Raw genomic sequence first — 24,551 nt, 5'->3', positions numbered from 1 at the left:
ACATGGTTCGGACGACTCTCTGCCCTGGTCAGACGGCAACGGCTTCTTCCAGCTCTTCCTCCAGCTCTTCCGAGCCGTCCGCCCCGGTCGGGACTTCGGCCCTGACGTGCCGCCCCCGTCCCTGTGCTCCCCCGCCCTCGACGGATCCGGCGACGGCCGGAGCCGTCTTTGTCGCGACCTTCCGCCGCTTCGCCTCGGCCGCCCCCGCCAGGCCCATCACTGCCAGACCCACCACGAACCAGAGCGCCAGCACCAGCACCTGCCGGCCGAGCGCGTGTCCGCCGAAGTACACATGGCTGCGTACCCCCTCGACGAAGCCCGCGCCGTTCCAGAACGAGTGCAGCGCACCGAAGAACCCGGGCTGCAGCTCGGGCCGGAAGATGCCGCCCGAGCTCGTGAAGTTGAGCATCACGAAGAGCACCATCACGCCGAGCGTCGTCCATCGCTTGAGGAAGGTGTGCAGCCCGACGCCTATCAGCAGAATGCCCGCCGAGTAGAGCCAGGCCATCGCCCACAGACCGCCGAGCCCGTGATCCACGAGGCCGAACATCGGGCCGGCGAACACCGCCCCGATCACGCTCACCACCAGGGATGCGGCGACCGCCAGTGCGGCCCTGATCCGCAGCCCCAGCACCGCGCCCGCGCCGCCGATCACCGCGACCGACGCGTAGGAGCCGATGCTCACCGCGACCAACAGGAAGAAGATGCCCTGACCTGTCGGATCGCCCGCGGCCGTCGGTGCGGTGTCGGTCACCTTCAGCGGGTGCCCCTGTTCGGCCGCGACCTTGGTGAAGACCTTCTCGACGACCGTGGCGCTGGTGTCGGAGGATGCGCTCGCCACCAGCAGCTCGGGGTGTTTCCCCGGCAGATAGGCGCCGTAACTCGCCTGGTCCCTCAGGTTGTTCTCGGCGGCCGCGCGATCGGGGACCGTGCGCACGCTCAGCGCCCCGTCGCCCTTGTCCTGCAGTGTCTGCGCGAGCACCCGTGCGCTCGGCCCGGATCCGACCACGTCCACCCGCAGATCATGCGGCTCGGGGGCGTGGAACGCCCCGAGGTAGGCGAGCCCCATGCCGATGCACATCAGCAGTGGTGTGACGAGATGGCTCAGCACATGACGCAGGGCGGCGGCGGTGGAGCCGGCGGCGGCACTCGGGCCTGAGGACATGCGGAACACTCCATTAGTTGGCTTTTACAACTCCTAATCCGTTGTACTATACAACTGAAATCCCGAGGAAGGCGAAGGAAGGCGGATCGGTGCCAGGCACTCCCGGAGAACGCGAAGAGTCGCTGGACGTCATCCAGCGCGAACTCACCGCCTTCGCACGCCGCGCGCGGGCCGCGGCGGCACGCCTCCACCCGGAGCTGCCCCTGGTCTCCTACACGCTGCTGGCCCACATCGACGACCGGCAAGGCTGCCGCGCAACGGATCTGGCCGCGCACTACATGCTGGACAAATCAACAGTCAGCCGACAGATCGGCGCCCTGGAGAAATGGGGGCTGGTCGAGCGCCACCCCGACCCGGACGACCACCGCATCCAGGTACTGCACCCCACCGAGGCCGGAACCCAGGCGCTCGCCTCGACACAGGCCAGCCGCCGGGCCGCCTACCAGGAGCGCCTCGCGGACTGGACGGCGGACGATCTCGCCAGGTTCGCGGAGTATCTGCTCCGCTACAACTCGGCAGGCGACACGAGCACAACCACCCCGCAGGCACCGAGGACCTGATCCGCCGGAGCAGCGCACGAACCACTCGGCCCGGGCACACGCGCACCCTCGAAGCCGCCCCACGACCCTTCATTCGGATCAGGCCGGATCGCCGGGGCACGCGGGCCCGGCAAGACTTGAAGAAGAGGGCCTTGCCGTCCAGGTGCGCCTCAACAGAGGCCGTCGGAGGACAGAGCCTCAACAGGGGCCATCGGAGGACAGATATGTCCTGGACCAGTGAGCAAGCTCCTTGAGCGCCGGTTCCATCGCGGCACCCGCCCGGGTCAGGCGGTACGAGACCCGCAGCGGTGGCCCCTCGTCGACCTCTCGGACCACGAGTCCGGCCGCGCCCAGCTCCGAAAGCCGGTCCGAGAGCATGCGCTCGCTGATGCCCGGAATCGCTCGCCGCAGGTCCGCGAAGTGCACCGGCTGCTGCATCAGCACGGAGACGATCGGCCCCGTCCAACGCTTGCCGAACAGCTCGAACACGCGGGTGATGCCCACATCGACCCGCCGACACGCCTGCTCGCTGTGCTCCGCCATACACCCAGGGTACTGCGCCGCCGTGAGCGGCTTACAAATAGTAAGTCCCTGTGTTATTACTAGGTACGCACAAAAGAGAGGCACACCTCATCGGTGCGCCGCCATTCCCAGAAATCCGTGGAGACTCCCCGTGGCCACACTCCTGCATCTCGATTCCGCCGTCTTCCCCGAGGGCTCCGCGTCACGCGACGTCAGCGCCGCCTTCGTGCAGGCCTGGCGCGAGCAGCACCCCGACGGGCAGGTCGTCTACCGCGATCTCGCCGCCGCCCCGCTGCCTCATCTGGACGCCGCGGCCGTCGCCGCCGGCGCCGAGGACCCGTTGCGCCGCGAGCTCGCAGACGAGCTCGCGGCGGCGGACGCCGTCCTGATCGGCGCCCCGATGTACAACTTCAGCATTCCGTCCACGCTGAAGGCCTGGCTCGACCAGGTGATCATCGTCGGCCACAACGCGGGCCCGGACGGCCCCGTGGCGGGCACCCCGATCACCGTTGTCGCCAGCCGTGGCGGCTCGTACGCCGTCGGCACCCCGCGCGAGGATGCCGAGTTCGTCCAGAACTACCTGGAGAAGCTGCTGACGAGCATGTTCGGTGCCGAGGTCGACTTCATCGTTCCGGAACTGACGCTGGCCCGGTCCAAGCCCGAGATGGCCGACCTCATTCCGCTCGCCGACGCCTCCCGCGACAAGGCGTTCGCCGCCGCTGCGGAGAAGGCCAAGGCTCTTGCCACCCGCCTCGTTGCCTGAACCGTGCGAGGCGGGCCGGGGCCCGGCAGCCAACCACTCCGTCCGCCCCGGCCCTCCTCGCGCATATGGGAACGCTTCCAATCGGGCGTTTCACGTGAAACACGACCCGACCCCCCGAGCCCGCCCCGCAGCCTTCTAGAGCCCCGCATCCCTCGCCAGCAACGCGGCCTGCACCCGGTTCTCGCACCTCAGCTTCGCCAGGATCCGGCTCACATAGGTCTTCACCGTCGCCTCGCTCATGTGCAGCCGCCGTCCCGCATCCGCATTGGAGAGCCCCTCCCCGAGCAGCGCCAGCACCTCGCACTCGCGGCCGCTCAGCGCCGCCACCCGCTGCCGCGCCTCTTCACCCCGGACCGCCGCCCGTCCCAGGGTCAGCTGATCCACCACATGCCGGGTGGCACCGGGCGAAAGATAGGCGTCTCCGGCAGCCGCCGCCCGCACCGCCTGGATCAGCTCGGTCGGGGCGGTGTCCTTGAGCAGGAATCCGGCACCTCCCTGTTCCAGGGTCCGCAGCACGTTCTCCCGCTCGCCGAACGTTGTGAGCACGATCACTCGCGCTGTCGGCGCCGCCGTTCGCAGTTCCGCCAGCGCCGTGAGCCCGTCCATCACCGGCATCTGGATGTCGAGCAGCACCACGTCCGCCGCATGGGCACGGACCAGCTCGATGGCTTCCCGCCCGTTCGTCGCTTCCGCGACGACCTCGATGGAACGGTCCGAGGTGAGGATCATGCGTATCCCGGCCCTGATGAGAGGCTCGTCGTCCGCGATGACGACTCTGATCGGCCGACCCGTCACTCGTACCCCCACGCTCCTCCCGGACGCCTCACCTACTGGCGATCTCGTAGGACCTCTTCTCGATCAACTTGCCGTCCCGGAAACAGAACCGGAACACCGGCTCGGTGTTGATGTTCCTGCCCGTCTCCGAGGACATGAGAACCAGGCACCGTGACCCGGCCGGCTTCTCCGGCCCCTCACCGTCCAACCCGGACGCGATGAATGTATCCCCGGTGGGCAACTCTTCCCGCACCTCGTCCTCCGCCGTGCCGATCCTGATCGACCGGTACCGACTCGGGTCGATCATCGCCTTGTCCATCTCCTTCACCAAGAAGTACAGGCCGAAGCCACCGGCCAGCACCAGGAGCACCAGGGCTCCCACCCCTATCCCGCAGCCCAGCGCGACCCCGCCGCCCGTCTTCCTTCCGCTGCCGCTCATCGCCAACTCCCGTTCGGAAACCGTCCCGTCCATGACCGGACCACCGTTCCCCCACAGGACCCTCTGGGACTGCTGCCGGAAGTCGTCCTCCGCGTCAACCATCGGCGTGACCGGCATCCCGCCGGGCATGCCCTCGGCGCCGTACGGAAGCACACCGGCCACCCGAAAGCCGCCGCCCTCGATCCGGCCGGTGTGCACCATGCCGCCGACCAGCCGGGCCCGCTCGTGCAGGCCGGGCAACCCCTGGCCGCCACTGACCACCTCGCCCATCGGCCGCTCCTGCCGCTGTGGACCGTTGACGATCTCGACGACGAAGGAATCGGGCTCGTAGCGCAGCTCGACCTTGATCTCCGCACCCGGCGCGTGCTTGTACGCGTTGGTCAAGGCCTCCTGGACGATCCGGTACGCCGCATGGTCCGAGGCCGCCGCAAGCGTCCGGACCGTTCCTGTACGGCGAAGCTCCACATGGCTGCCGGCGGCCCGCGCCGTCGCTGTCAGCTCCTCGATGCCCGCCGTGCCCCGCGCCGCAGGCTGCCCGCCCTCGTCGCCCTGCGGCCCCTCGACACCGTCGCGGAGAATGCCGACGACCTCGCGCAGCTCGTGCATCGCGTGGACCGAGGCGTCCCGCAGCACTCCGACCACTTCCCGCTGCCGTTCCGTCAGCTCGCGGTCGACCTCCAGCGCCCCCGTATGGACAGAGATGAGGGCCAGCCGGTGGCCGAGGCTGTCGTGCATGTCCTGAGCGATCCGCTGGCGCTCCATGAGCCGCGCCTGCCCGACGATCATGACCCGCTCCCGGACCAGCTGGGCATTGCGTTCCTGCAGGGCGTGCAGCAGGGTCCGGCGCTGCGTCCAGTAGCGGCTGGCGAGGCCGGGCACGAGTGTCGTGGCCAGGAAGTAGAGGGTGGTGAACAGCACGTAGGTCAGCGGCCGCAATCCGGCCCAGTTCACCACCACGGTCAGACCGACGTACACCGTGTAGGCAGCGGTGAAGGCCCCCAGAGCCCGCCCGGCTCCGGCGATCCGGCGCCCGGAACTCCACGCCACCACCATCAGCAGCGGAGCGAAGCCGTCGGAGAGCCCGGCCAGGGCTGCCGTGGCCACCAGCACGGTCACCGGCAGCCGTCGCCTCATCAAGGACAGCACCGCGACCAGGGTCGAGACCGTCCACAGTCTCAGCTCACCGCTGCGCAGCAGCTCTTCCGTCCCGGCGGCGAGCAACCCCAGCACCACGGCCAGCACGGCCTCTCCGGCCGTCCTGCGCCGGGACCACAGTTCGGGTGCCGCACACCACTGCCACCCGGCCCGGAGCTTCGATATCGCGTACACGCCCCGCACCCTAGACAGCCCCGCAGGCTCACGACGCCCCCCTTTCGTCGCGTCCGCCCACGACGAAAGTAGCCGCATCCCGCTGAGCCCCTACCCGCCGCACAGAAGCCCCGGAACATCCAGGAGCACTGCCGAGCACCACCAAGCATCGACGAACGCCCCGGCACCGACGGACGTGGCCGACCACCGACGAAATATCGGCACCCACCGGGGAACGAAGAAGCCCCACAGGCCGTTGGGCCTGTGGGGCTTCTCTCTTGTGCGCGAGGGGGGATTTGAACCCCCACGTCCCTAAGGACACTGGCACCTGAAGCCAGCGCGTCTGCCGTTCCGCCACTCGCGCAAGAGTGGTGTTTCCAGACTCTCTCACCGTTTGGTGCGAGCGCCTGGCGACATCCGGAAGATTAGCACGCTGGACAGGGTGGATTCACATCCGTTGTTTCACCGAACGCCTGGCGGGAACCGGGAACGCCGTACGGCCGCCCCCACTCCTCCTCAGTGCACCCCTGGTGCGGGACACTGTCAGGAGGCCGCCTCTACGATCCGTGTGAGAGGTGACACTCATCCACAGGGCAGACAAGGGGAACCAGCCGATTTCCCGACGCGTGGATACGATCAGTAAGCAGTACAGGGACGACTACAACGGAGGAGGTGCCCCATGGGAGTCATGAAGCGTTTCGAGCAGCGTCTCGAAGGTCTGGTCAACGGCACCTTCGCCAAGGTCTTCAAGTCCGAGGTCCAGCCGGTCGAGATCGCGGGAGCCCTCCAGCGCGAGTGCGACAACAACGCAACGATCTGGAACCGCGAGCGGACCGTCGTCCCCAACGACTTCATCGTCGAGCTCAGCACCCCCGACTACGAGCGACTCAGCCCGTACTCCGGCCAGTTGGGCGACGAACTCTCCGGCCTGGTCCGCGACTACGCCAAGCAGCAGCGGTACACCTTCATGGGCCCCATCAAGGTCCATCTGGAAAAGGCCGACGACCTCGACACCGGGCTCTACCGGGTGCGCAGCCGCACCCTGGCGTCGAGTTCGTCACAGCAGCAGGAGCCCCAGGGCCGGCCGGGACAGCAGGGCCAGCCCCCTCACCCGGGCCCGGGACGGACCCCGCAGCCCACCGGCGGCTACGGCTACCCGCCCAGCTCGGCCCCGCCCATGCCCGCGGCCCCGCCGCCGGGCGCAGGCAGGCCCGGAGCGCCCGGCTCCGACCGGCACCCGCCGGCCGGACCCAGCCCCCTGCCGAACGCGCAGGTGCGGCGCTGGATCGAGATCAACGGCACCCGCCATCAGATCTCCCGCCCGACGCTGGTGCTGGGACGCAGCACCGAAGCCGACGTGCGGATCGACGACCCCGGCGTATCGCGTCGGCACTGTGAGATCCGGACCGGAACGCCCTCGACGATCCAGGATCTCGGGTCCACCAACGGCATCGTGGTGGACGGGCAGCACACCACCCGCGCTACGCTCCGCGACGGCTCGCGGATCGTCGTGGGCAGCACCACCATCGTTTACCGGCAAGCCGAAGGGTGAAGCGGGGGCAATGTCAGAGCTGACCCTGACGGTCATGCGGCTAGGTTTCCTGGCTGTTCTGTGGCTGTTCGTGATCGTGGCCGTCCAGGTCATTCGCAGCGACCTGTTCGGAACGCGCGTCACGCAGCGCGGCTCACGCCGCAACGCGACCGACGCGCGACCGCCACAGGCGCGCCAGAATGCCGCGGCACCGCCGCAGCAGCGCCAACAGCCCGGCCGCCAGCGCCGGGGGGCACCCACAAAGCTGGTCGTCTCCGAGGGCACCCTCACCGGCACCACGGTGGCGCTCCAGGGGCAGACCATCACGCTGGGCCGGGCCCACGACTCAACGATCGTCCTGGACGACGACTACGCGTCCAGCAGGCATGCCAGGATCTACCCCGACCGTGACGGCCAGTGGATCGTCGAGGATCTCGGGTCCACCAACGGCACGTATCTCGACCGGACCCGACTCACCACCCCGACACCTGTTCCGCTGGGCGCGCCGATCCGGATCGGCAAGACCGTCATCGAGCTGCGGAAGTAGTACGACAATGAGCGAGCGGAGCGAGCGAGTCGCGGCGGCCCGGGCAACGGACCCGGCCCGGCTCCCGACCGGAGGGTGGGCAGTGTGGCTCGAGACCGGCTGTACCCCGAGCCGACGGGTGAGGTGCGCATGAGTCTTTCCCTGCGCTTCGCCGCCGGATCGCACAAGGGCATGATCCGGGAAGGCAACGAGGACTCCGGCTACGCCGGTCCGCGCCTTCTCGCCATCGCCGACGGCATGGGCGGCCAGGCAGCCGGCGAGGTCGCCAGCTCCGAGGTGATCTCCACGCTCGTCCAGCTCGACGACGACGTCCCGGGCTCGGACATCCTCACCTCCCTCGGTACGGCGGTCCAGCGTGCCAACGACCAGCTGCGCATGATGGTCGAGGAGGACCCCCAGCTCGAAGGCATGGGCACCACGCTCACCGCCCTGCTCTGGACCGGCCAGCGCCTGGGCCTCGTCCATGTCGGCGACTCCCGCGCGTACTTGCTGCGCGACGGCGTACTCACCCAGATCACGCAGGACCACACCTGGGTGCAGCGGTTGGTGGACGAGGGCCGGATCACCGAGGAAGAGGCGACCACGCACCCGCAGCGCGCCCTGCTGATGCGTGCGCTGGGCAGTGGCGACCATGTCGAACCCGATCTCTCCATCCGTGAGGTCCGGGTCGGCGACCGCTACCTGATCTGCTCCGACGGGCTCTCCGGCGTCGTCTCCCACCAGACGATGGAAGAGACCCTCGCCAGCTACCAGGGCCCCCAGGAGACCATCCAGGAGCTGATCCAGCTCGCCCTGCGCGGCGGCGGCCCGGACAACATCACCTGCATCGTCGCCGACGTCCTCGACGTCGACAGCAACGACGCCCTGGCCGGACAGCTCAACGACACCCCGGTCATCGTCGGCGCGGTCGCCGAGAACCAGGCCGCCCAGCTGAACGACGGCGGCGCCATGCAGACCCCCGCCGGACGGGCGGCCGGTCTCGGCCGCCCCGTCCAGCCGCCCGCGGGTGGCTTCGGCCCGCCCGGAAGCGGCGACGGCGTCGGCTACGACGGGATGCCGGACGGCTCCTTCGACGCCTACACCGACGACGACTTCGTCAAGCCCGGCGGCGGCCGCAAGTGGCTCAAGAGGTCCTTCTACACCGTGCTCGCGCTCGCCGTCGTCGGCGGTGGTCTCTACGGCGGGTACCGCTGGACGCAGAATCAGTTCTACGTCGGCGCGAAGAACGAACACGTGGCGCTGTTCCGCGGCATCAGCCAGGACCTGGCGTGGGTCTCGCTCTCGGAGGTCGAGAAGGACCACCCCGAGATCGAACTCAAGTACCTCCCGCCCTACCAGCGCAAGCAGGTCAAGGCGACCATCGCCGAGGGCGACATCGCCTCCGCGCGCGAGAAGATCAGCGAACTCGCCGTCCAGGCATCCGCCTGCAAGAAGGACGCCGAGCGACGCGCGGCCGAGAAGGCCGGCCCCGACGAGACCCAAGCCCGGGGCACCGGCTCGGACGTCACCAGGACGTCCGGTGCCACCAAGACCAAGCCGACCGCAACTCCCACTCCTGGTCCCAGCCTCTCGGAGGAAGAGAAAAAGCTGGTCCCGCAGTGCGGTAAGCAGTAAAGCCGTAGGGGGCCTTCAGCACCATGAGCGTTGTCACCAACACGACCACGATCGGCGCGATCGACGCACCGAGCCGCCGCAACACCGAACTGGGACTGATGGTCTTCGCCATCGCCATCTCGGTGTTCGCGTACGCCAATGTCGGACTCGCCATGGACGGCAAGCTCCCGTCCGGCATGTTCGGCTACGGAGGCGGGCTCATCCTGCTCGGCGGCGTCAGCCACCTGGTGGTACGCAAGTTCGCGCCGTACGCCGATCCGCTGCTGCTGCCGTTGGCGACCCTGCTCAACGGCCTGGGCCTGGTGCTGATCTGGCGGCTGGACCAGTCGGATCGACTGATCTCGCTGGCCAAGTACCAGTACGGCGTCTTCACCCCTTCCGCGCCCAGGCAGCTGATGTACTCCGCAATCGGTGTCGCGCTGTTCGTCGCCGTGTTGCTCATGCTCAAGGACCACCGCATCCTGCAGCGCTACACGTACATCTCCATGGTCGTGGCACTGATCCTGTTGATCCTGCCGATGTTCTTCCCCGGCAAGTTCGGCGCCAAGATCTGGATCACGATCGCCGGTTTCTCGATCCAGCCGGGAGAGTTCGCCAAGATCATCATTGCGATCTTCTTCGCCGGATATCTCATGGTGAAACGCGATGCGCTGGCTCTCGCCAGTCGTCGCTTCATGGGCATGTACCTGCCGCGTGGCCGTGACCTCGGACCGATTCTGGTCATCTGGGCACTGTCGATCCTGATCCTGGTCTTCGAGACCGACCTCGGCACGTCGCTGCTGTTCTTCGGCCTTTTCGTCATCATGCTGTACGTCGCGACGGAACGGACCAGCTGGATCGTCTTCGGTCTGCTGATGTCCGCGGCCGGAGCGGTCGGTGTCGCCACGTTCGAGCATCACGTCCAGTCCCGGGTGAACGCCTGGAAGGACCCGTTCGGTTGCTTCAAGACCGACGGCGCCTGTGAACAGATCTCCAACGCGATCATGTCCTTCGGTTCCGGAGGCACTCTCGGCACCGGCTGGGGCCAGGGCCACTCGGACCTGATCGGCTTCGCCGCCAACGCCGACTTCATCCTCGCCACCGTCGGTGAGGAAATCGGGCTCGCCGGAATGATGGCCGTCCTTCTGATCTACGGTCTCATCATCGAACGCGGCGTACGCACCGCTCTGGCCGCCCGGGACCCGTTCGGCAAGCTCCTCGCGATCGGCCTCTCCGGCGCCTTTGCCATCCAGGTCTTCGTCGTCGCCGGCGGTGTCATGGGACTCATCCCGCTGACCGGTATGACCATGCCGTTCCTCGCGGCCGGCGGCTCGTCCGTGCTGGCCAACTGGGCGCTGATCGCCATTCTGATCCGGATCAGCGACACCGCCCGTCGACCGGCCCCGGCCCCCGCCCCGTCCTCCGATGCCGAGATGACCCAGGTGGTCCGACCTTGAACAAGCCCCTCCGCCGGATCGCGATCTTCTGCGGCGTCCTCATCCTCGCCCTGCTCGTGCGGACCAACTACCTGCAGTACGTCCGCGCCGACGAACTGAACAGCCGCGACGAGAACCGCCGCGTGCGCATCGAGCGTTACGCACACGAGCGCGGCAACATCATCGTCGACGGCAACCCCGTCACGGGTTCCGTCGCGACCGAGGGCAGCGACTTCAAGTACAAGCGGGTCTGGAAGAACGGCCCCATGTGGGCCCCTGTCACCGGTTACTCCTCGCAGGCCTTCGACGCGACACAGCTCGAGAGCATTGAGGACGGCATCCTCACCGGCAACGACGACCAGCTCTTCTTCGACCGCACGCTGTCGATGTTCACCGGCGAGAAGAAGCAGGGCGGCAACGTCGTCACCACTCTCAACGGCGACGCCCAGAAAGCCGCCTTCAAGGGGCTCGGCAACAAGAAGGGAGCGGTGGTCGCCCTCGATCCGCGGACCGGCGCGATCCTCGCCCTCGCCAGCACCCCCTCGTACGACCCCTCGGTCTTCGCGGGCAACTCCAACAAGGACAGCAAGGCGCGGCAGGAGCTCCTGAACGACAAGGACAAGCCGATGCTCAACCGGGCATTGCGCGAGACCTACCCGCCCGGTTCGACCTTCAAGGTCGTGACGGCCGCCGCAGCCCTGGAGAACGGCCTCCACTCCGACATCGACGCCAAGACGGACTCCCCGCTGCCCTGGCGGCTGCCGCTGTCCACCGACAACCTCGCCAACGAGGGCAACATCCCGTGCGAGAACGCTTCGCTCCGCGAGGCGCTTCGGATCTCCTGCAACACCGTCTTCGGCAAGATGAGCGACGACCTCGGCAACGAGAAGATGATCGAGGAAGCGAACAAGTTCGGCTTCAACAAGGAGATCTTCACTCCGGTCCGCGCCGAGGCAAGCATCTACCCGAAGGACAACCGGCCGCAGAACGCCATGGCGGGCATCGGCCAGGCCTCCAACCGTGCCACCCCGCTCCAGATGGCCATGGTCGCCGCCGCGGTCGCCAATGACGGCAAGCTGATGCAGCCGTACATGGTCGCCCAGCGCCAGGCACCCAATCTGGACGTGATCTACACCCACGAGAAGGAGCAGTTCAGCCAGCCGCTCTCGGCCGAGAATGCTCAGAAGCTCCAGCAGATGATGGAGACCGTGGTCCAGAACGGCACCGGCCGCAACGCTCAGATTCCCAACGTCACGGTCGGCGGCAAGACCGGTACCGCCCAGCACGGCCTCAACAACAGCGAGAAGCCGTACGCCTGGTTCATCAGCTACGCCAAGACCAAGGCGGGATCTCCTGTCGCCGTGGCCGTCGTGGTGGAGGACGGTGCCGCGGTCAGCGACGACATCTCGGGTGGCGGCCTGGCCGCGCCGATCGCCCGGGACGTGATGAAGGCGGTCCTGGCACGCAGCAGGTAGGCCTTCCGCACCCCGCCAACTCGCACCCGGTCGTCGTACGCGTACGGCCGGGTGCGAGTGCGTTCACGCATGATCTCCGTCACACCGAGTGCGGACTCCTTACCCTGCGAGGTCGGCGCTGGCTACGCTCCCAAGATCAACCAGTTGAGATGGACACAGCAAAGAATTCCGTTCACAAAACGGTCGGCGCTTTCCATCGACACTGGCCGATCCAGGGAGGGGTACCCACATGAAGAAGGCATTTTCCCTGCTCATAGCAGGCGTTTCCGCGGCTGCGGCCGTCACCATCACGACGGCCACTCCGGCCGCTGCCGACACCTGCATGTCCGGAGCGGACAAGGGCGGCTACGAGCTCTACTTCAACTCGAACCAGAGCAGCGCATGGCAGGGGTGGGCCTGGAACGACCCCAGCTTCGGTGACGACTACTTCATGTGCCGGGGCAACGGCAGTGGCTACACCCAGATCGTGAAGAACAACGCGGCGTACGTCGTGAACTGGAACAACTCCAGCAGCGTCCGCATTTACTACAACTCGAACTACCAGGGTGCTTACCAGACGTTCGGCAAGGTGTTCAGCAGCTCCTACGCCGGCCCGCTCAACAGCACGCTGAAGAACAACAACGCGTCCGCACAGTACGTTTCGTAATGCCCGTCGGCGAGTTGCCGCCGACCTCGGCGGCAACTCGTCGTTCCCACCCAGCGACCGGGACACGAATCAGAAATGCCACGCTCAGCTCCAGCAGGATGGTCCACCGCGCGTCCGGCCGTCACCCGGCGGATCGCCACGGCCCTCGTTCTCATGGCCGGTGCGGCGGCCTGCGGCAGCGGCGGCGACGCCGAAGGCCCTGCCCAGCCCACGCGAAGGGCCTCATCGGTCGTCGAAGAGGCGGATCCCGCGCCGGTACGGACCATCCCCAAGAATCCTGTGGCACGGGACCTGAAACTTCCTCTCGACGCCTACATGATCGACGCTGCCCGGTCCCGGCAGATCTTCCTGGCAACCGAAGAGCTGAAGCAGAAATGCATGCGGGAGCAGGGGTTCGACTACGTTCCCGAAAAGCCCATCCCCGCAGCCGGGCCACTCGGAAACGAGCTCCGCTACGGGAGCGCCGACGTGGAGATCGCCGCCACGTACGGGTACCGGTTGCCTCCGGAACGCGATCCCAGCGCCCAGAAGAAGCCACCGACCCAGAACGAGGGGCTCTCGGACAAGGCATTCAAGGCACTCACCGGACTCAAGCCGGGAGAACGTCCGAAGGCGACCAATCTCGGAAACTCCGACCGCGGTTGTGTGGGCACGGCGGAACGAGAGCTGGCGGAGGGTGCCCCGGACATCGGCGATGGAATGGCCGCGCAGATCCTCTCCCAGGAAAGCTTCATACGGTCCATGGACGACCGGCGTGCCAAAAAGGTCTTCGCTTCGTGGTCCGGGTGCATGAAGGAAAAGGGCTTCGACTTCAAGACGCCCATGGACCCCGCGAAGGAATTCACTGCCGCGGGACCGCCGACCGCTGCCGAGAAGTCCACCGCGACGGCGGATGTGGCGTGCAAGCAGAAGTTCAATGTCGTGGGTGTCTGGTACGCAACGGAGACGGCATACCAGAACGGCGCAATCCGTGAGAATGCCGACCAATTGAACAAACTGCACACATACAACGAGACCGTAGTGAAAGCCGCATCATCTCTGCACTGACGTGATCAACGGCGCTGCACGGCCCGTGCGGATGTCACACGACCCGCACCGGCCATCACCCGCCGAGACCGTTTGTACCGGTCGCGTATCGGCTCCGGGCAGCGCCGGGTTTGATTTGCCTCGACGGGTACCGTATTCCAGGCACCCGTACGTGGACGGTTCAGGGAGAGGTCTACCGCTATGGAAGAGCCGCGTCGCCTCGGCGGCCGGTACGAGCTGGGCTCGGTGCTCGGTCGTGGTGGCATGGCCGAGGTCTACCTCGCACACGACACCCGGCTCGGCCGCACCGTAGCCGTGAAGACGCTGCGGGCCGATCTGGCCCGCGATCCGTCCTTCCAGGCCCGGTTCCGCCGTGAGGCCCAGTCCGCCGCTTCGCTCAACCACCCGGCGATCGTCGCGGTCTACGACACCGGCGAGGACTACGTCGACGGGGTCTCCATCCCGTACATCGTGATGGAGTACGTCGACGGGTCGACGCTCAGGGAACTTCTGCACTCCGGCCGCAAGCTGCTGCCCGAGCGCACCCTGGAGATGACCGTCGGCATCCTCCAGGCGCTGGAGTACTCGCACCGCGCGGGCATCGTCCACCGTGACATCAAGCCGGCGAACGTCATGCTGACGCGCACCGGCCAGGTCAAGGTCATGGACTTCGGTATCGCCCGCGCCATGGGCGACTCCGGTATGACGATGACCCAGACCGCGGCAGTCATCGGCACCGCCCAGTACCTCTCCCCGGAGCAGGCCAAGGGCGAGCAGGTCGACGCGCGCTCGGACCTGTACTCCACCGGCTGTCTGCTCTACGAGCTGTTGGCGGTCCGGCCGCCGTTCGTCGGTGATTCACCGGTCGCGGTGGCCTACCAGCACGTACGGGAGGAGCCTCAGCCGCCGAGCAACTTCGACCCCGAGATCACGCCCGAGATGGACGCGATCGTGCTGAAGGCCCTCACCAAGGACCCCGACTACCGCTACCAGTCGGCCGACGAGATGCGCGCCGACATCGAGGCGTACCTCGACGGCCGGCCGGTCGCCGCCACCGCGGCGATGGGCACGCCCGGTTACGGCGGCTACGAGGGGTACGGCAACGACCAGCCCACCACCGCGCTGCACGCTGCGGACCAGAACGGCGCGCCCACGTCCATGCTGCCCCCGGTCAACCCGGACGACGGCGGCTACGGCTACGACGACCGCCCGGACCGGCGCCGCCAGAAGAAGAACAACACCTCGACGATCCTGCTGATCGTCGCCGGCGTCCTGGTGCTGATCGGCGCGATCCTGATCGGCCGGGCGGTGTTCAGTGGCAACAATGGCGACAGCGGCAAGGTCGATGTGCCGAACGTGGTCGGTTCGACCCTGAAGGAGGCACAGAAGCTCGCGGACACCTCCGACGTCGTCCTCGAAGTCAGCTCGCGCGAGCCCTGCGAGGATCAGCCCAAGGGCAGGATCTGCAGCCAGACACCGACCCCGAACAACAAGATGGCGGAGAAGGGCACCGTCAGGGTCGTCGTCTCCACCGGTGCCCCCAAGGTCGAGGTCCCGGACGTCGTGGAGAAGACGGAGGACACCGCCCGCAAGGACCTTGAGGCCAAGGGCTTCACTGTGAACGTCGCCACGGTCGAGTCCGACAAGACCGCGGGTACGGTTGTCAAGCAGGACCCCGGCGGTGGCACGAAGGCCGAGAAGAACTCCGAGGTCACGATCACGGTCGCCAAGCAGGCCACCCAGAAGATGCCGAACGTGGCCGACCGGGACTACGACGCCGCGGTGGCTCAGCTCAACGGCGTGGGCTTCAAGAACGTCTCCAGGACCGACGTCGATTCGGATAAGCCGGCAGGCCAGGTGATCAGCCAGAACCCGCCCGCGGACTCGATGCAGCCGCTGACCGCCCAGATCGTGTTGACGGTCTCGAAGGGCCCGCAGCAGCCGGAGAAGGCCACCGTTCCCGACCTGCAGGGCAAGACCCTCGGGGAGGCGAAGGCCCTGCTTGCTCAGGCAGGTCTGCAGCTCGGTCAGGTACAGGGACCGGGCGACGACAATGCCAGGGTCATCGCCTTCCAGCCCAACGCGAACGAACAGGTCGACAAGAACAGCGCCGTCAACGTCCAGACCATGCCGGGTGGTGGAGACGGCAACATCTTCGGCGGCCCGTCCGGCCGACGGCACTGACCCCGAACCGCACCGACCGCCATCGGGCCCCGGCACCTCAACGGTGACCGGGGCCCTTTGCCGTGCACACAGGCCACGACAGCCCGGAGCGCCCGAAGGATCGATGCTTCGACTTCCCGGTCGGCGAGCCGGACTCCGCTGTCACCGAGGCGGTCGCCCTGGGAGCCACCGTGGCGGAGTTCCAGCCGCAGAAGAACGTCCGGGTGATGTCCGCCTACGCCGGACACCCCTTCTGCCTGTGCTTCGACCAAGCATGACCGGCCGGGTCGGGTCGCAACGGAACCCGGCCCGACTCGTCCCGGAACATGCGAACGGTCCTGCGATCCAAAGCTCTTGACGCTCATTCATCTCGAAGTCACAAGTAATGATCGCGACTTCGGGCTCGATTCGTCGTGCCGTCTCGTTCGGATCGAGCGGGGCGTGATCCGGACGAGAGGTCCTAACGCAGCTCCGCCGGCTTCGTGCGGTCCTTGTCCACCTTCTCCGTACGCACCAGCTCGCCCCACACGATGTAGCGGTACTTCGACGTGTAGACCGGCGTACAGGTCGTCAACGTGATGTAGCGGCCGGGCTTCTTCGCTCCCGAGCCCTTCGGCACCGCCTGCAACACGTCGACGTTGTACTTCGACGTCTCGGGAAGTTCCTTGAAGACCTTGTAGACGTACCAGGTGTCCCGGGTCTCGAAGACGACGGCGTCCCCCGTCTTCACCTTGTCGATGTTGTGGAACTTGGCACCGTGCCCGTCGCGGTGTGCCGCGAGGGTGAAGTTGCCCTTCTTGTCCCAGGGGAGAGCCGACTTCACCGGGTTCGTGTAGTAGCCCGCGATGCCGTCGTTGAGGTTCTCCGTGTCGGTGCCCTTCTTGACCAGCACCTCGCCGTTCCGCATCGACGGGACATGCAGGAAGCCGATGCCGTCCTTGGTGTCCAGCGCGCCCGGTCCACCGGCCCAGCGGTCACGGACCGTGTGCCCCTGTTTGGTGGCCTCGCGGTCGGCGAGCACGTTCGTCCACCAGAGGGAGTAGACGACGAAGAGACCCAGCACCAGGCCCGCGGTGATCAGCAGTTCGCCGAAAAAGCTGACCGCGGTCGCGAGGGGATGGCGGTCGCTGCGCCGTGGTGGGGGCCCGGATTCACCGATTCGCTCTTCGTGCTCGGTCCTCGCTGTCACCGCACCCGTCCCTGTCGTGATGATGTTTCAGCCGACGAGCGCGTCGGGCTTTCCCTTGCTGCGCGGTCGTTCGTCGACCATCTTGCCCCAGACGATCAATCGGTACGTACTCGTGAATTCCGGCGTACAGGTCGTCAGCGTGATGTACCGGCCCGGCCCGGTGAACCCCGAACCGGGCGGGACCGGTCCGATCACCGAGACATTGGAAGGAGATGTCTGCGGAAGGGTCCTCGTCGCCTCGTACGTGTAGTACGCGTCCTGCGTCTCGACCACGATCAGGTCACCGGGGCGCAGCCTGTTGATGTAGCGGAACGGCTCGCCGTGCGTGTTGCGGTGGCCCGCCAGCGCGAAGTTGCCCTGCTTGGCCGACGGCATCGCGGTGCGCAGCGTGCCCTCGCTGTAGTGGCCGACCATGCCACGGTCGAGGACCTTCTCCTTGCTGATGCCCTCGGCGATCGGAGCGACCACGTCCAGTTTGGGGATGTGGATGATGGCGAATCCCTGTCCCGGTTCGAACACACCGGGATTGCGGTCGCCCTTCGCCCAGTCGTCCTGAATCTTGTGCGTCTCCTTGCCGGCGTACTGGTCGGCACGCACATTCGTCCACCACAGCTGGTACGTGACGAACAGCAGCATCAGTACACCGAGAGTGATGAACAGCTCCCCGGTGACCCGGCTGGCGACCACGGCCGGGCTGTCCTTGGCGGCGCGCGCCGCCCGCCGCGCCTCGACGCGCGACATCGGCCTTCCGGTCGGCGCGGTGGTCGGCCCCGTGGTCCCCGGGCGCGGTTCGGCACGCTGGCGACCGCGCCCCTTCGCGGCACGTCGGCGCTCGGCGCGGCCTCCGGTACCTGGTTCCGGATCGGTCCCCCCGCGCCCGGCACCCGGCTCCGGGAAGCTCTCCGCGCCGCTCGCCGCCCCCGGCTCCGGCTCCGGCTCCGGCTCGGGTCCGAACCCGGAATCCGGCCCGGTGACCGACCGCTGGGGCGCCACCGGCCGACGGGCCGGGCTCCGGGGGGCCGCCGCCCGCGGACCGACCGTCGCGTCGTGCATCGGGAGCGGCGGAGAGACGGGCTCCGCCACGGGTTCGGGAGAGGCTGCCGGGGAGGGCGTCCGCTGCCCGTACCAGTCCCGTTCGAACCCCTCGGGGTCGTACCACTCCCGCGGGGTCTGCTCGGGGCTCCGCGCGCCCTGAGGAGCCGCTGCCGGTGCCGGTCTCTGTGCCTGCGTCTGCGCCGGTGGCTGCCGATCCGGGGCCCGGTGCTGCCCTCGGCCCCGTCCCGCGCCCTGCCCCGCCCCCTCCGGCGGGATGTTGCCCGACCGGAACCACGGCGAGGCATGCTGCCCCGGCAGCGGATCGTTCAGCGGATCCGCCAGCCGGTCGACCGCCGCCTCGAACGCGCCTGCGGCCTCGTACGCTCCTTGCTCGTACGGGCCGTCCTGTCCGGCGTCGTGCTCGGGGCGGAGTGCGGTCACGCGGCGGCCTTGCCCACCACCGGCGCGAGCCCCGTCGATCTCGCCACGGCCTCTGTGTCGCCGCACCGCGCCAGCCAGTTGGCCAGCATCAGATGGCCGTGCTCGGTCAACACCGACTCCGGGTGGAACTGCACGCCCTCCACAGCCAGTTCACGGTGGCGCAGCCCCATGATGATGCCGTCGGCTGTGCGCGCCGTCACCTCCAGCTCCGGCGGAACCGTGTCGGGTTCGGCTGCGAGCGAGTGATAGCGGGTCGCGGTGAAGGGGGACGGCAGGCCGGTGAAGACCCCGGTGCCCTCGTGGGTCACCAGCGAGGTCTTGCCGTGCAGCAGCTCGGGGGCCCGGTCGACCACCCCGCCGTACGCCACCGCCATCGACTGCATCCCGAGGCAGACCCCGAAGACCGGGACGCCCGTGGCCGCGCAGTGGCGGACCATCTCGACGCAGACACCCGCCTGCTCGGGGGTCCCCGGGCCGGGCGACAGCAGGACACCGTCGAAGCCGTCCTGGGCGTGTGCCGTGGTCACCTCGTCGTTGCGCAGCACTTCGCACTCGGCGCCGAGCTGGTAGAGGTACTGGACGAGGTTGAAGACAAAGCTGTCGTAGTTGTCCACGACAAGGATGCGGGCACTCACTGGCCGGCCCCCGTCCCGGTCGAGCCGTCGACCGTCACATCTCCGAACGGGAGCAGCGGCTCCGCCCACGGGAAGACGTACTGGAAAAGCGCGTAGACGACAGCCAGCACCAGCACGAGCGAGATGAGCGCACGCACCCATGCGTTGCCCGGCAGATGCCGCCAGATCCAGCCGTACATGCTGTCCCCTCCATTCGGTACGGGAACCAGACTAAAGGGCCGGGGCGCAGGCGTGGGTCAGCTGTGGAAAGCCGCCGGCTTGCCGTCGGTCACAGGCTGGGTCGCGTCGAGGTGCGCCCAGGCGATCAGCCGGTGGCTGCTGCCCCATTCGGGGTCGCAGGTGGTCAGCGTCAGATAGCGGCCGGGCCCGTCGAAGCCGGACCTGCGGGGTACGGGATCGATGACCCCGATGTCGCTCGGCACCGTCCGGTAGGGCTTCTTGTCGATGCGGTACGTGAACCACGTCGTCCCGTCCGTCAGCACCACCGGGTCGCCCGGTCGCAGCTTCGGGAAGTCCTTGAACGGGTCCCCGTACGTACGGCGGTGCCCGGCCACCGCGAAATTGCCCTGCGCGCCGAGACGGGCGGTCCCGGTGTAGTGGCCGAGCCCCTTCTGCAGGGTCCGGACCTCGGTGTTCTCCAGAACGGGCCACTCCCATCCCTTGCCGAAGCGCGGAATGTAGAGCATCGCGAACGGCTTGCCGTCCCGGTACGCCGCCGGGGCGGGCGGCGCCGTCGGCTTCGGAGATCTGTCCGGCGCGGGAGCGGTCACCGGCCCCTGGGACCACTGGCTGCGCAGGGTGTCGATCTGTCCCTCGGTCGCGTCGGCGGCCTTCACCCCGGTCCAGAACAGCACGTACACCACGAAGAGCACGATCAGGGCACCGACGGTGATACAGAGTTCACTGAACGTCCTCACGACCAGTCGCACCGACACCCCGTCGGCCTCCCCACTGCTGCTCGCTACCGCACCGGCTCCGCATGGTGGAGATCCACTGTGCCCGAGTAGCCGGGAAGAGTCACCGCCTCGTTCTCGTCGACTTTCCAGCCGAGCCCGTACGCCTTCACATAGAGCAGGTAGTTGCTGATCGCCGGGGAGTCGTTGAGCGCCTGCTTGAGCTTGCCCGGGTCGCCGACCGCGGTGATCTTGTACGGCGGGGAGTACACCCGGCCCTGGAGGATCAGCGTGTTGCCGACGCAACGGACCGCGCTGGTGGAGATCAGCCGCTGATCCATGACCTGGATGCCCTGTGCGCCGCCCTGCCAGAGGGCGTTGACGACCGCCTGAAGGTCCTGCTGGTGGATGACCAGGTCATTGGGCTGCGGGTCGGGGTAGCCGGGGTTGGCGGTGGCGTTGGGCGGGGCGTCGTCGAGGGTGACGGACACGGACCGCCCGGAGAGCTTCGCCGTGCCCGTGGCGCGCTCCAGCGCCTTGAGCCGCGCGTCCTCGGCCTCGGTGCTGCCGTCGTCGCGCCGGACGAGGGAGTCGATGTCCTCGCGGACGGACGCGGTGGTCTCGTCGAGCTCCGCGTTCTTGCCGCTGCGCTGCTGGATGAGGTCGGAGAGCTTCAGCAGCGAGGAGTCGGTGCGGATGTTGGTGCCCTTGGCCGTGTTGGCGCTGGTGACGAAGATCAGTCCGGCCAGGGCGAAGACGGCAGCCGTGAGCACCCGGGCCGGGTGCCGGAAGGTGCGCCGGACCGGTCCTTCGGGAGAGTCGGCAGAATTGCTCAACGTACCCTTATCTCCTTCGGAGCCACAGAAGCACTACGCTAACGGACGCCCGGGGGAGGCAGCATTCCCCCTCGCGTCCCCTGCCCCGGCGCCAGCCACAGTTCCCTGCGCGGTCACGCAGCGCATCGACAGGAGAGTTCCTCGTGCCGAAGTCACGTATCCGCAAGAAGGCCGACTTCACGCCTCCTCCGGCGAAGCAGGCAACCAACATAAAGCTGACCAGCCGCAGCTGGGTGGCGCCGGTGATGCTGGCGCTCTTCCTGATCGGTCTGGCCTGGATCGTCGTCTTCTATGTGACCGACGGCGATCTGCCGGTCAAGTCGCTGGGCAACTGGAACATCGTCGTCGGCTTCGGCTTCATCGCCGGCGGCTTCGGAGTCTCCACGCAGTGGAAGTAGTGCCGCGGAGCGGGTGACCTCGCGGCGGGCCCGGTCCGGCAAGCCTTGCCCCGAGTTACCCACAGCGTTATCCACAGGCAGGGGAAAAGGTCAGACGATCTGTGGATAACTCCCTGGCTGTTGACGCCGATGTGACTGCAGCCCGCCTCGTCCAGAGGCGGAACGCCCCTTGTCCCTGCTGGAAAAAACCCAGCTCAGCGACAAGGGGCACAGTTGTTCCCACAGAATGCACAAGATCCGGTACACGCTGTGGACAACTGGTGCTGTGGACAACTGACCGAGGGAACAACCGGGCATCGGCACCCCCGGCCATGTCCGTACCGGCTTCCGCAGCCATGCCCGCACCGGCGCCCGCAGCCGTGACCGGTCCGGTGTCCACAGCCGCCGCGTCCCGCAGGATCGGGGCCTGCGGCCCCGTTCGCTCAGGTCAGGTCAGCGCTGCTGTTCTGGCGAGGACGATGACGACCACGGCCGCCAGGACCAAGGCGCAGGTGCCGTACTGCACCAGTGCGCGCCGCTCTCGGGGTGCGTGCACCATGCCGATCGCGATCAGCGTGCCCGCGATCAGCCCGCCCACATGCGCCTGCCAGGCGATTCCGCCCCAGGGGTTGAAGGTGATGACCAGGTTCACCGCGAGAAGCACGAAGACCGGGCGCATGTCGTAGTTGAGCCGGCGCATCAGCACGGCGGTGGCACCCAGCAGACCGAAGATCGCCCCGGAGGCACCGAGCGAGCCCTGTACGGGTGCGGAGAGCCAGTAGGTGAGGGCGCCGCCCGCCAGGCCGGAGAGCATGTAGAGCGCGAGGTAGCGGGCGCGGCCGAGCGCCGCCTCCAGCGGGCCGCCGAGCCACCACAGCCCCAGCATGTTGAAGACGATGTGCCACATCTCCTGATGCAGGAACATCGACGTCACCAGCCGGTACCACTGGCCCTCGGCGACGCCCTCCAGTGGGCCGCCGAAGTGGGTCGTGGCACGGCCGAGCAGCACCAGCTCGTTGACCAGCGCGTCGCCCTTCGCCAGCACGGCGATGTACACGGCGACATTGATACCGAGAAGGATCTTGGTGATGAGCCGGGGGTCGGCCGTGATGCTGCCGCCCGCGACGGTGCGCGGCACGTTCGCGGCCGGGCCGTGTCCCGTACCGGACCCCTGACGGACGCAGTCCGGGCACTGGAAGCCGACCGAGGCGTTGACCATGCACTCGGGGCAGATCGGCCGGTCGCAGCGGGTGCAACGGATGTGTGTCCCGCGGCCGGGGTGGCGGTAGCAGCTGAGCGAGCCGTCCGTGGCGGCGGTCCGGTCCCGGTCTCCCGGCGGCTGCTGGTCCATCGGTCCCCTCACTTCCCGGCCCCTTCGGTCCTCGTCGTGGCGGCAGCACGCACAACGCAGCCCTGCTCGTCCGCTATGTAACAAGTACGGACGAGCAGGGCTGTTGGTTCCCCGAAAGGACAATCAGGGAGTGATCATGTGACGACCACCGGTGATCAACGGTTCTCGATCACGACCGACTCGATCACGACGTCCTGCAGCGGGCGGTCGGTGCGGGCATTGGTCTGGGTGGCGGCGATGGCGTCCACGACCTTCTGGCTGGCGGGGTCGACGACCTCACCGAAGATCGTGTGCTTGCCGGTCAGCCAGGCGGTCGGGGAAACGGTCACGAAGAACTGCGAGCCGTTGGTGCCCGGGCCGGCGTTGGCCATGGCCAGCAGGTACGGCTTGTTGAAGCTGAGGTCGGGGTGGAACTCGTCACCGAACTCGTACCCCGGGCCGCCGGTGCCGTTGCCCAGCGGGTCGCCGCCCTGGATCATGAAGCCGCTGATGACGCGGTGGAAGACGGTGCCGTCGTACAGCGGTTCCGTGGACTTCTTGCCGGTCTCGGGATGCGTCCACTCGCGCTCGCCCTTGGCGAGCTCGACGAAGTTCTTGACCGTCTTGGGCGCGTGGTTCGGCAGAAGCCGGATCTCGATGTCGCCCTGGTTGGTCTTCAAGGTGGCGTAAAGCTGCTCAGCCACGATCTGCCTTCCGTAAGTCTTCGGTGACGTTAAGTCTTCGATGCCGTCCACCGATACTCGCACGGCCCGTCCGCTCCGGCGCCCGGCCGCCACCCCGAACGCGCCGCGCTCACCTTCTTGCCCGATACCGCGCCCCCTGCGCCGAGGCCAGCTCCGCCCCGCTCGCCTGCGACGTGACCGAAACCCTTCTGTCCGCTTGCTGCAGGAACAAATGCGGCCAAGCGCGTGACGCCCCGGCGCGGGCTGAGCCGAACCGTGGCATTGTCATCGACAAGCTCCCCTTGCACCGCATTGCCCCAAGGCATCACTCATGGGCTGAATGACCCGGATGCCCGCCCCGCATGCCGTACGGGTCTCCGGCGGGCATGATCTCGAAATGGGTGGAAAGGCGGAGTGCCAACCCGCCACCAAGGAGGAGGATCCCGTGACCCGCATCGACAGCGTGCGCGCCGCAACCGACTCGGCCAAGGACAGCGTGCAGCACGCCGCGGAAGTGGTGGCGCCCTACGCCGACACGGCCAAGGACCAGGCCGCGCATCTCGCGTGCGAGGCCCGCGCGCGGCTCGCGCCGAAGATGTCGAAGGCAGCCCGGCAGGCCCGCGTCCGATACGACGCGCATCTCGCGCCACGTCTCGAACTGGCCCGTGCCCATGTGCCCCCCAAGGTCGACGAGGCGGCCCAGCGTGCCGCGGTCCGTACCCGCCGGGCCGCCCGTACCGCCGCCGACTACACCGTCCCGCGCGTCGAGCACGCGATGTCCGTCGCCCAGCCCATGGCCGAGGAGGCCTCGGCGCGCAGCGCAGCCGCGCTGGCCGCGCTGCGCAGTCAAGTGACTGCGAAGGAGATCAGGCAGCTGGCCAGAAAGCACGAGCGGCGGGCGAAGGCCGGTCGGCTGTTCAAGGGCCTCCTCGTGGTCGGCGTCGTGGCGGGCGGCGCCTACGCCGCGTGGCGGTGGTGGGACAGGCAGGCCAACCCGGACTGGCTGGTCGAGCCCCCCGCTCCCACGGAGGTGTCCGACCGCGCGCCGCTGTCCTCGGTGGACGGCAGCGGTCCGGCCTCGCTCGACCCCGACGCCCAGGCCGGGCAGACCGACAGGGAAGCCAGGGGGACGGACGGTCCGGGAGGTGTGGACGGCACCGATCTCGACGACGGCCGCTGAACCGACCCGTACGAGAAAGCGGGCG

At 68.0% G+C, this 24,551-nt stretch carries 25 protein-coding genes and 1 tRNA gene; 13 read left to right on the top strand and 13 right to left on the bottom strand.

Annotated features, from left to right (window positions below; translation table 11 throughout):
* Positions 1–28: 28 nt before the first annotated feature.
* A complete protein-coding gene (locus ACIRP2_RS18090) occupies positions 29–1,165 on the bottom strand; it encodes a hypothetical protein (protein ID WP_404251312.1) in 1,137 nt (378 codons plus the stop codon).
* An 89-nt stretch (positions 1,166–1,254) separates the two neighbouring features.
* On the opposite strand from ACIRP2_RS18090, the gene ACIRP2_RS18085 reads away from it, so the two are divergent.
* Complete coding sequence (locus ACIRP2_RS18085) at positions 1,255–1,725, top strand: MarR family winged helix-turn-helix transcriptional regulator (RefSeq protein ID WP_404251310.1); 471 nt, start codon at positions 1,255–1,257, stop codon at positions 1,723–1,725.
* A gap of 177 nt (positions 1,726–1,902) precedes the next feature.
* Here ACIRP2_RS18085 and ACIRP2_RS18080 read toward each other — a convergent pair whose 3' ends face one another.
* Positions 1,903–2,247 (bottom strand): winged helix-turn-helix transcriptional regulator, encoded by a 345-nt coding sequence (locus ACIRP2_RS18080; RefSeq protein ID WP_404251308.1) that lies wholly within the window; start codon positions 2,245–2,247, stop codon positions 1,903–1,905.
* A gap of 130 nt (positions 2,248–2,377) precedes the next feature.
* Between ACIRP2_RS18080 and ACIRP2_RS18075 the strand changes: the two genes are divergently transcribed.
* On the top strand, positions 2,378–2,989 hold the full coding sequence (locus ACIRP2_RS18075) for an FMN-dependent NADH-azoreductase (protein ID WP_404251306.1): 612 nt from the start codon (positions 2,378–2,380) through the stop codon (positions 2,987–2,989).
* A 135-nt stretch (positions 2,990–3,124) separates the two neighbouring features.
* Here ACIRP2_RS18075 and ACIRP2_RS18070 read toward each other — a convergent pair whose 3' ends face one another.
* From ACIRP2_RS18070 to ACIRP2_RS18060, 3 genes are all read right to left on the bottom strand, one after another.
* The gene (locus ACIRP2_RS18070; RefSeq protein WP_404251304.1) at positions 3,125–3,784 is read right to left on the bottom strand and encodes a response regulator; all 660 of its coding nucleotides are present in this window, start codon (positions 3,782–3,784) and stop codon (positions 3,125–3,127) included.
* 28 nt (positions 3,785–3,812) lie between these two features.
* Entirely contained in the window at positions 3,813–5,531 is a 1,719-nt protein-coding gene (locus ACIRP2_RS18065) for a sensor histidine kinase (RefSeq protein WP_404251302.1), read from the bottom strand.
* 260 nt (positions 5,532–5,791) lie between these two features.
* Positions 5,792–5,874, bottom strand: a tRNA-Leu gene (locus ACIRP2_RS18060).
* A gap of 315 nt (positions 5,875–6,189) precedes the next feature.
* On the opposite strand from ACIRP2_RS18060, the gene ACIRP2_RS18055 reads away from it, so the two are divergent.
* The 9 genes from ACIRP2_RS18055 (at position 6,190) to ACIRP2_RS18015 (ending at position 16,205) form a co-directional block, all read left to right on the top strand.
* Entirely contained in the window at positions 6,190–7,062 is an 873-nt protein-coding gene (locus ACIRP2_RS18055; protein WP_404251300.1) for an FhaA domain-containing protein, read from the top strand.
* Positions 7,063–7,072: 10 nt separating this feature from the next.
* On the top strand, positions 7,073–7,588 hold the full coding sequence (locus ACIRP2_RS18050) for an FHA domain-containing protein (protein WP_404251298.1): 516 nt from the start codon (positions 7,073–7,075) through the stop codon (positions 7,586–7,588).
* A gap of 129 nt (positions 7,589–7,717) precedes the next feature.
* Positions 7,718–9,202 (top strand): Stp1/IreP family PP2C-type Ser/Thr phosphatase, encoded by a 1,485-nt coding sequence (locus tag ACIRP2_RS18045; RefSeq protein ID WP_404251296.1) that lies wholly within the window; start codon positions 7,718–7,720, stop codon positions 9,200–9,202.
* A 23-nt stretch (positions 9,203–9,225) separates the two neighbouring features.
* The gene (locus tag ACIRP2_RS18040; protein ID WP_404251294.1) at positions 9,226–10,638 is read left to right on the top strand and encodes an FtsW/RodA/SpoVE family cell cycle protein; all 1,413 of its coding nucleotides are present in this window, start codon (positions 9,226–9,228) and stop codon (positions 10,636–10,638) included.
* Positions 10,635–12,092 (top strand): peptidoglycan D,D-transpeptidase FtsI family protein, encoded by a 1,458-nt coding sequence (locus tag ACIRP2_RS18035; RefSeq protein WP_404251292.1) that lies wholly within the window; start codon positions 10,635–10,637, stop codon positions 12,090–12,092. The genes ACIRP2_RS18040 and ACIRP2_RS18035 overlap by 4 nt, the downstream gene beginning before the upstream one ends.
* Positions 12,093–12,321: 229 nt before the next feature.
* The gene (locus ACIRP2_RS18030; RefSeq protein ID WP_376274357.1) at positions 12,322–12,738 is read left to right on the top strand and encodes a hypothetical protein; all 417 of its coding nucleotides are present in this window, start codon (positions 12,322–12,324) and stop codon (positions 12,736–12,738) included.
* A gap of 153 nt (positions 12,739–12,891) precedes the next feature.
* Positions 12,892–13,785 carry a hypothetical protein gene (locus ACIRP2_RS18025; RefSeq protein ID WP_404251290.1) on the top strand — a complete coding sequence of 298 codons (894 nt, stop codon included), beginning with the start codon at positions 12,892–12,894 and terminating at the stop codon, positions 13,783–13,785.
* 180 nt (positions 13,786–13,965) lie between these two features.
* On the top strand, positions 13,966–15,948 hold the full coding sequence (pknB, locus tag ACIRP2_RS18020; RefSeq protein ID WP_404251288.1) for a Stk1 family PASTA domain-containing Ser/Thr kinase: 1,983 nt from the start codon (positions 13,966–13,968) through the stop codon (positions 15,946–15,948).
* Positions 15,949–16,010: 62 nt separating this feature from the next.
* The gene (locus ACIRP2_RS18015) at positions 16,011–16,205 is read left to right on the top strand and encodes a VOC family protein (protein WP_404251286.1); all 195 of its coding nucleotides are present in this window, start codon (positions 16,011–16,013) and stop codon (positions 16,203–16,205) included.
* A 182-nt stretch (positions 16,206–16,387) separates the two neighbouring features.
* Here the strand turns inward: ACIRP2_RS18015 and ACIRP2_RS18010 are convergent, their stop codons facing one another.
* From ACIRP2_RS18010 to ACIRP2_RS17985, 6 genes are read right to left on the bottom strand one after another with little or no spacing between them, the layout of a single operon-like run.
* A complete protein-coding gene (locus ACIRP2_RS18010; protein WP_404251284.1) occupies positions 16,388–17,116 on the bottom strand; it encodes a class E sortase in 729 nt (242 codons plus the stop codon).
* Between the two features lie 27 nt (positions 17,117–17,143).
* A complete protein-coding gene (locus ACIRP2_RS18005; RefSeq protein ID WP_404251282.1) occupies positions 17,144–18,592 on the bottom strand; it encodes a class E sortase in 1,449 nt (482 codons plus the stop codon).
* Positions 18,589–19,227, bottom strand: a complete 639-nt coding sequence (locus ACIRP2_RS18000) for an aminodeoxychorismate/anthranilate synthase component II (RefSeq protein WP_404251280.1) — start codon at positions 19,225–19,227, stop codon at positions 18,589–18,591. The genes ACIRP2_RS18005 and ACIRP2_RS18000 overlap by 4 nt, the downstream gene beginning before the upstream one ends.
* Positions 19,224–19,406, bottom strand: a complete 183-nt coding sequence (locus tag ACIRP2_RS17995) for a hypothetical protein (RefSeq protein WP_351072028.1) — start codon at positions 19,404–19,406, stop codon at positions 19,224–19,226. Before ACIRP2_RS17995 ends, ACIRP2_RS18000 begins: the two co-directional genes overlap by 4 nt.
* 57 nt (positions 19,407–19,463) lie before the next feature.
* A complete protein-coding gene (locus ACIRP2_RS17990; RefSeq protein WP_404251278.1) occupies positions 19,464–20,162 on the bottom strand; it encodes a class E sortase in 699 nt (232 codons plus the stop codon).
* Positions 20,163–20,188: 26 nt separating this feature from the next.
* The gene (locus tag ACIRP2_RS17985; RefSeq protein ID WP_404251276.1) at positions 20,189–20,956 is read right to left on the bottom strand and encodes a DUF881 domain-containing protein; all 768 of its coding nucleotides are present in this window, start codon (positions 20,954–20,956) and stop codon (positions 20,189–20,191) included.
* A gap of 143 nt (positions 20,957–21,099) precedes the next feature.
* Between ACIRP2_RS17985 and crgA the strand changes: the two genes are divergently transcribed.
* A complete protein-coding gene (gene crgA, locus ACIRP2_RS17980; protein ID WP_018101913.1) occupies positions 21,100–21,354 on the top strand; it encodes a cell division protein CrgA in 255 nt (84 codons plus the stop codon).
* A 427-nt stretch (positions 21,355–21,781) separates the two neighbouring features.
* Here crgA and ACIRP2_RS17975 read toward each other — a convergent pair whose 3' ends face one another.
* The gene (locus ACIRP2_RS17975; RefSeq protein WP_404251273.1) at positions 21,782–22,684 is read right to left on the bottom strand and encodes a rhomboid family intramembrane serine protease; all 903 of its coding nucleotides are present in this window, start codon (positions 22,682–22,684) and stop codon (positions 21,782–21,784) included.
* 155 nt (positions 22,685–22,839) lie between these two features.
* Entirely contained in the window at positions 22,840–23,367 is a 528-nt protein-coding gene (locus tag ACIRP2_RS17970; protein WP_402283287.1) for a peptidylprolyl isomerase, read from the bottom strand.
* A 424-nt stretch (positions 23,368–23,791) separates the two neighbouring features.
* Between ACIRP2_RS17970 and ACIRP2_RS17965 the strand changes: the two genes are divergently transcribed.
* Positions 23,792–24,526: a DUF5324 family protein gene (locus tag ACIRP2_RS17965; RefSeq protein ID WP_404251271.1), complete on the top strand. Its 735-nt coding sequence runs from the start codon at positions 23,792–23,794 to the stop codon at positions 24,524–24,526.
* Positions 24,527–24,551 lie beyond the last annotated feature (25 nt).

It is taken from the genome of Streptomyces sp. NPDC101194, assembly GCF_044767885.1.
Classification (GTDB): domain Bacteria; phylum Actinomycetota; class Actinomycetes; order Streptomycetales; family Streptomycetaceae; genus Streptomyces.
The sequence above is the reverse complement of the archived record's forward strand: the minus strand, read 5'-3'. Positions and strand labels throughout refer to the sequence as shown.

What these genes read in the sequence shown, in the direction of transcription:
- ACIRP2_RS18090 (WP_404251312.1), bottom strand. Translation starts at nt 1,165, where the DNA reads ATGTCCTCAGGCCCGAGTGCCGCCGCCGGCTCCACCGCCGCCGCCCTG.
- ACIRP2_RS18080 (WP_404251308.1), bottom strand. Translation starts at nt 2,247, where the DNA reads ATGGCGGAGCACAGCGAGCAGGCGTGTCGGCGGGTCGATGTGGGCATC.
- ACIRP2_RS18055 (WP_404251300.1), top strand. Translation starts at nt 6,190, where the DNA reads ATGGGAGTCATGAAGCGTTTCGAGCAGCGTCTCGAAGGTCTGGTCAAC.
- ACIRP2_RS18050 (WP_404251298.1), top strand. Translation starts at nt 7,073, where the DNA reads ATGTCAGAGCTGACCCTGACGGTCATGCGGCTAGGTTTCCTGGCTGTT.
- ACIRP2_RS18045 (WP_404251296.1), top strand. Translation starts at nt 7,718, where the DNA reads ATGAGTCTTTCCCTGCGCTTCGCCGCCGGATCGCACAAGGGCATGATC.
- ACIRP2_RS18040 (WP_404251294.1), top strand. Translation starts at nt 9,226, where the DNA reads ATGAGCGTTGTCACCAACACGACCACGATCGGCGCGATCGACGCACCG.
- ACIRP2_RS18030 (WP_376274357.1), top strand. Translation starts at nt 12,322, where the DNA reads ATGAAGAAGGCATTTTCCCTGCTCATAGCAGGCGTTTCCGCGGCTGCG.
- ACIRP2_RS18025 (WP_404251290.1), top strand. Translation starts at nt 12,892, where the DNA reads ATGGCCGGTGCGGCGGCCTGCGGCAGCGGCGGCGACGCCGAAGGCCCT.
- pknB (WP_404251288.1), top strand. Translation starts at nt 13,966, where the DNA reads ATGGAAGAGCCGCGTCGCCTCGGCGGCCGGTACGAGCTGGGCTCGGTG.
- ACIRP2_RS17995 (WP_351072028.1), bottom strand. Translation starts at nt 19,406, where the DNA reads ATGTACGGCTGGATCTGGCGGCATCTGCCGGGCAACGCATGGGTGCGT.
- ACIRP2_RS17975 (WP_404251273.1), bottom strand. Translation starts at nt 22,684, where the DNA reads ATGGACCAGCAGCCGCCGGGAGACCGGGACCGGACCGCCGCCACGGAC.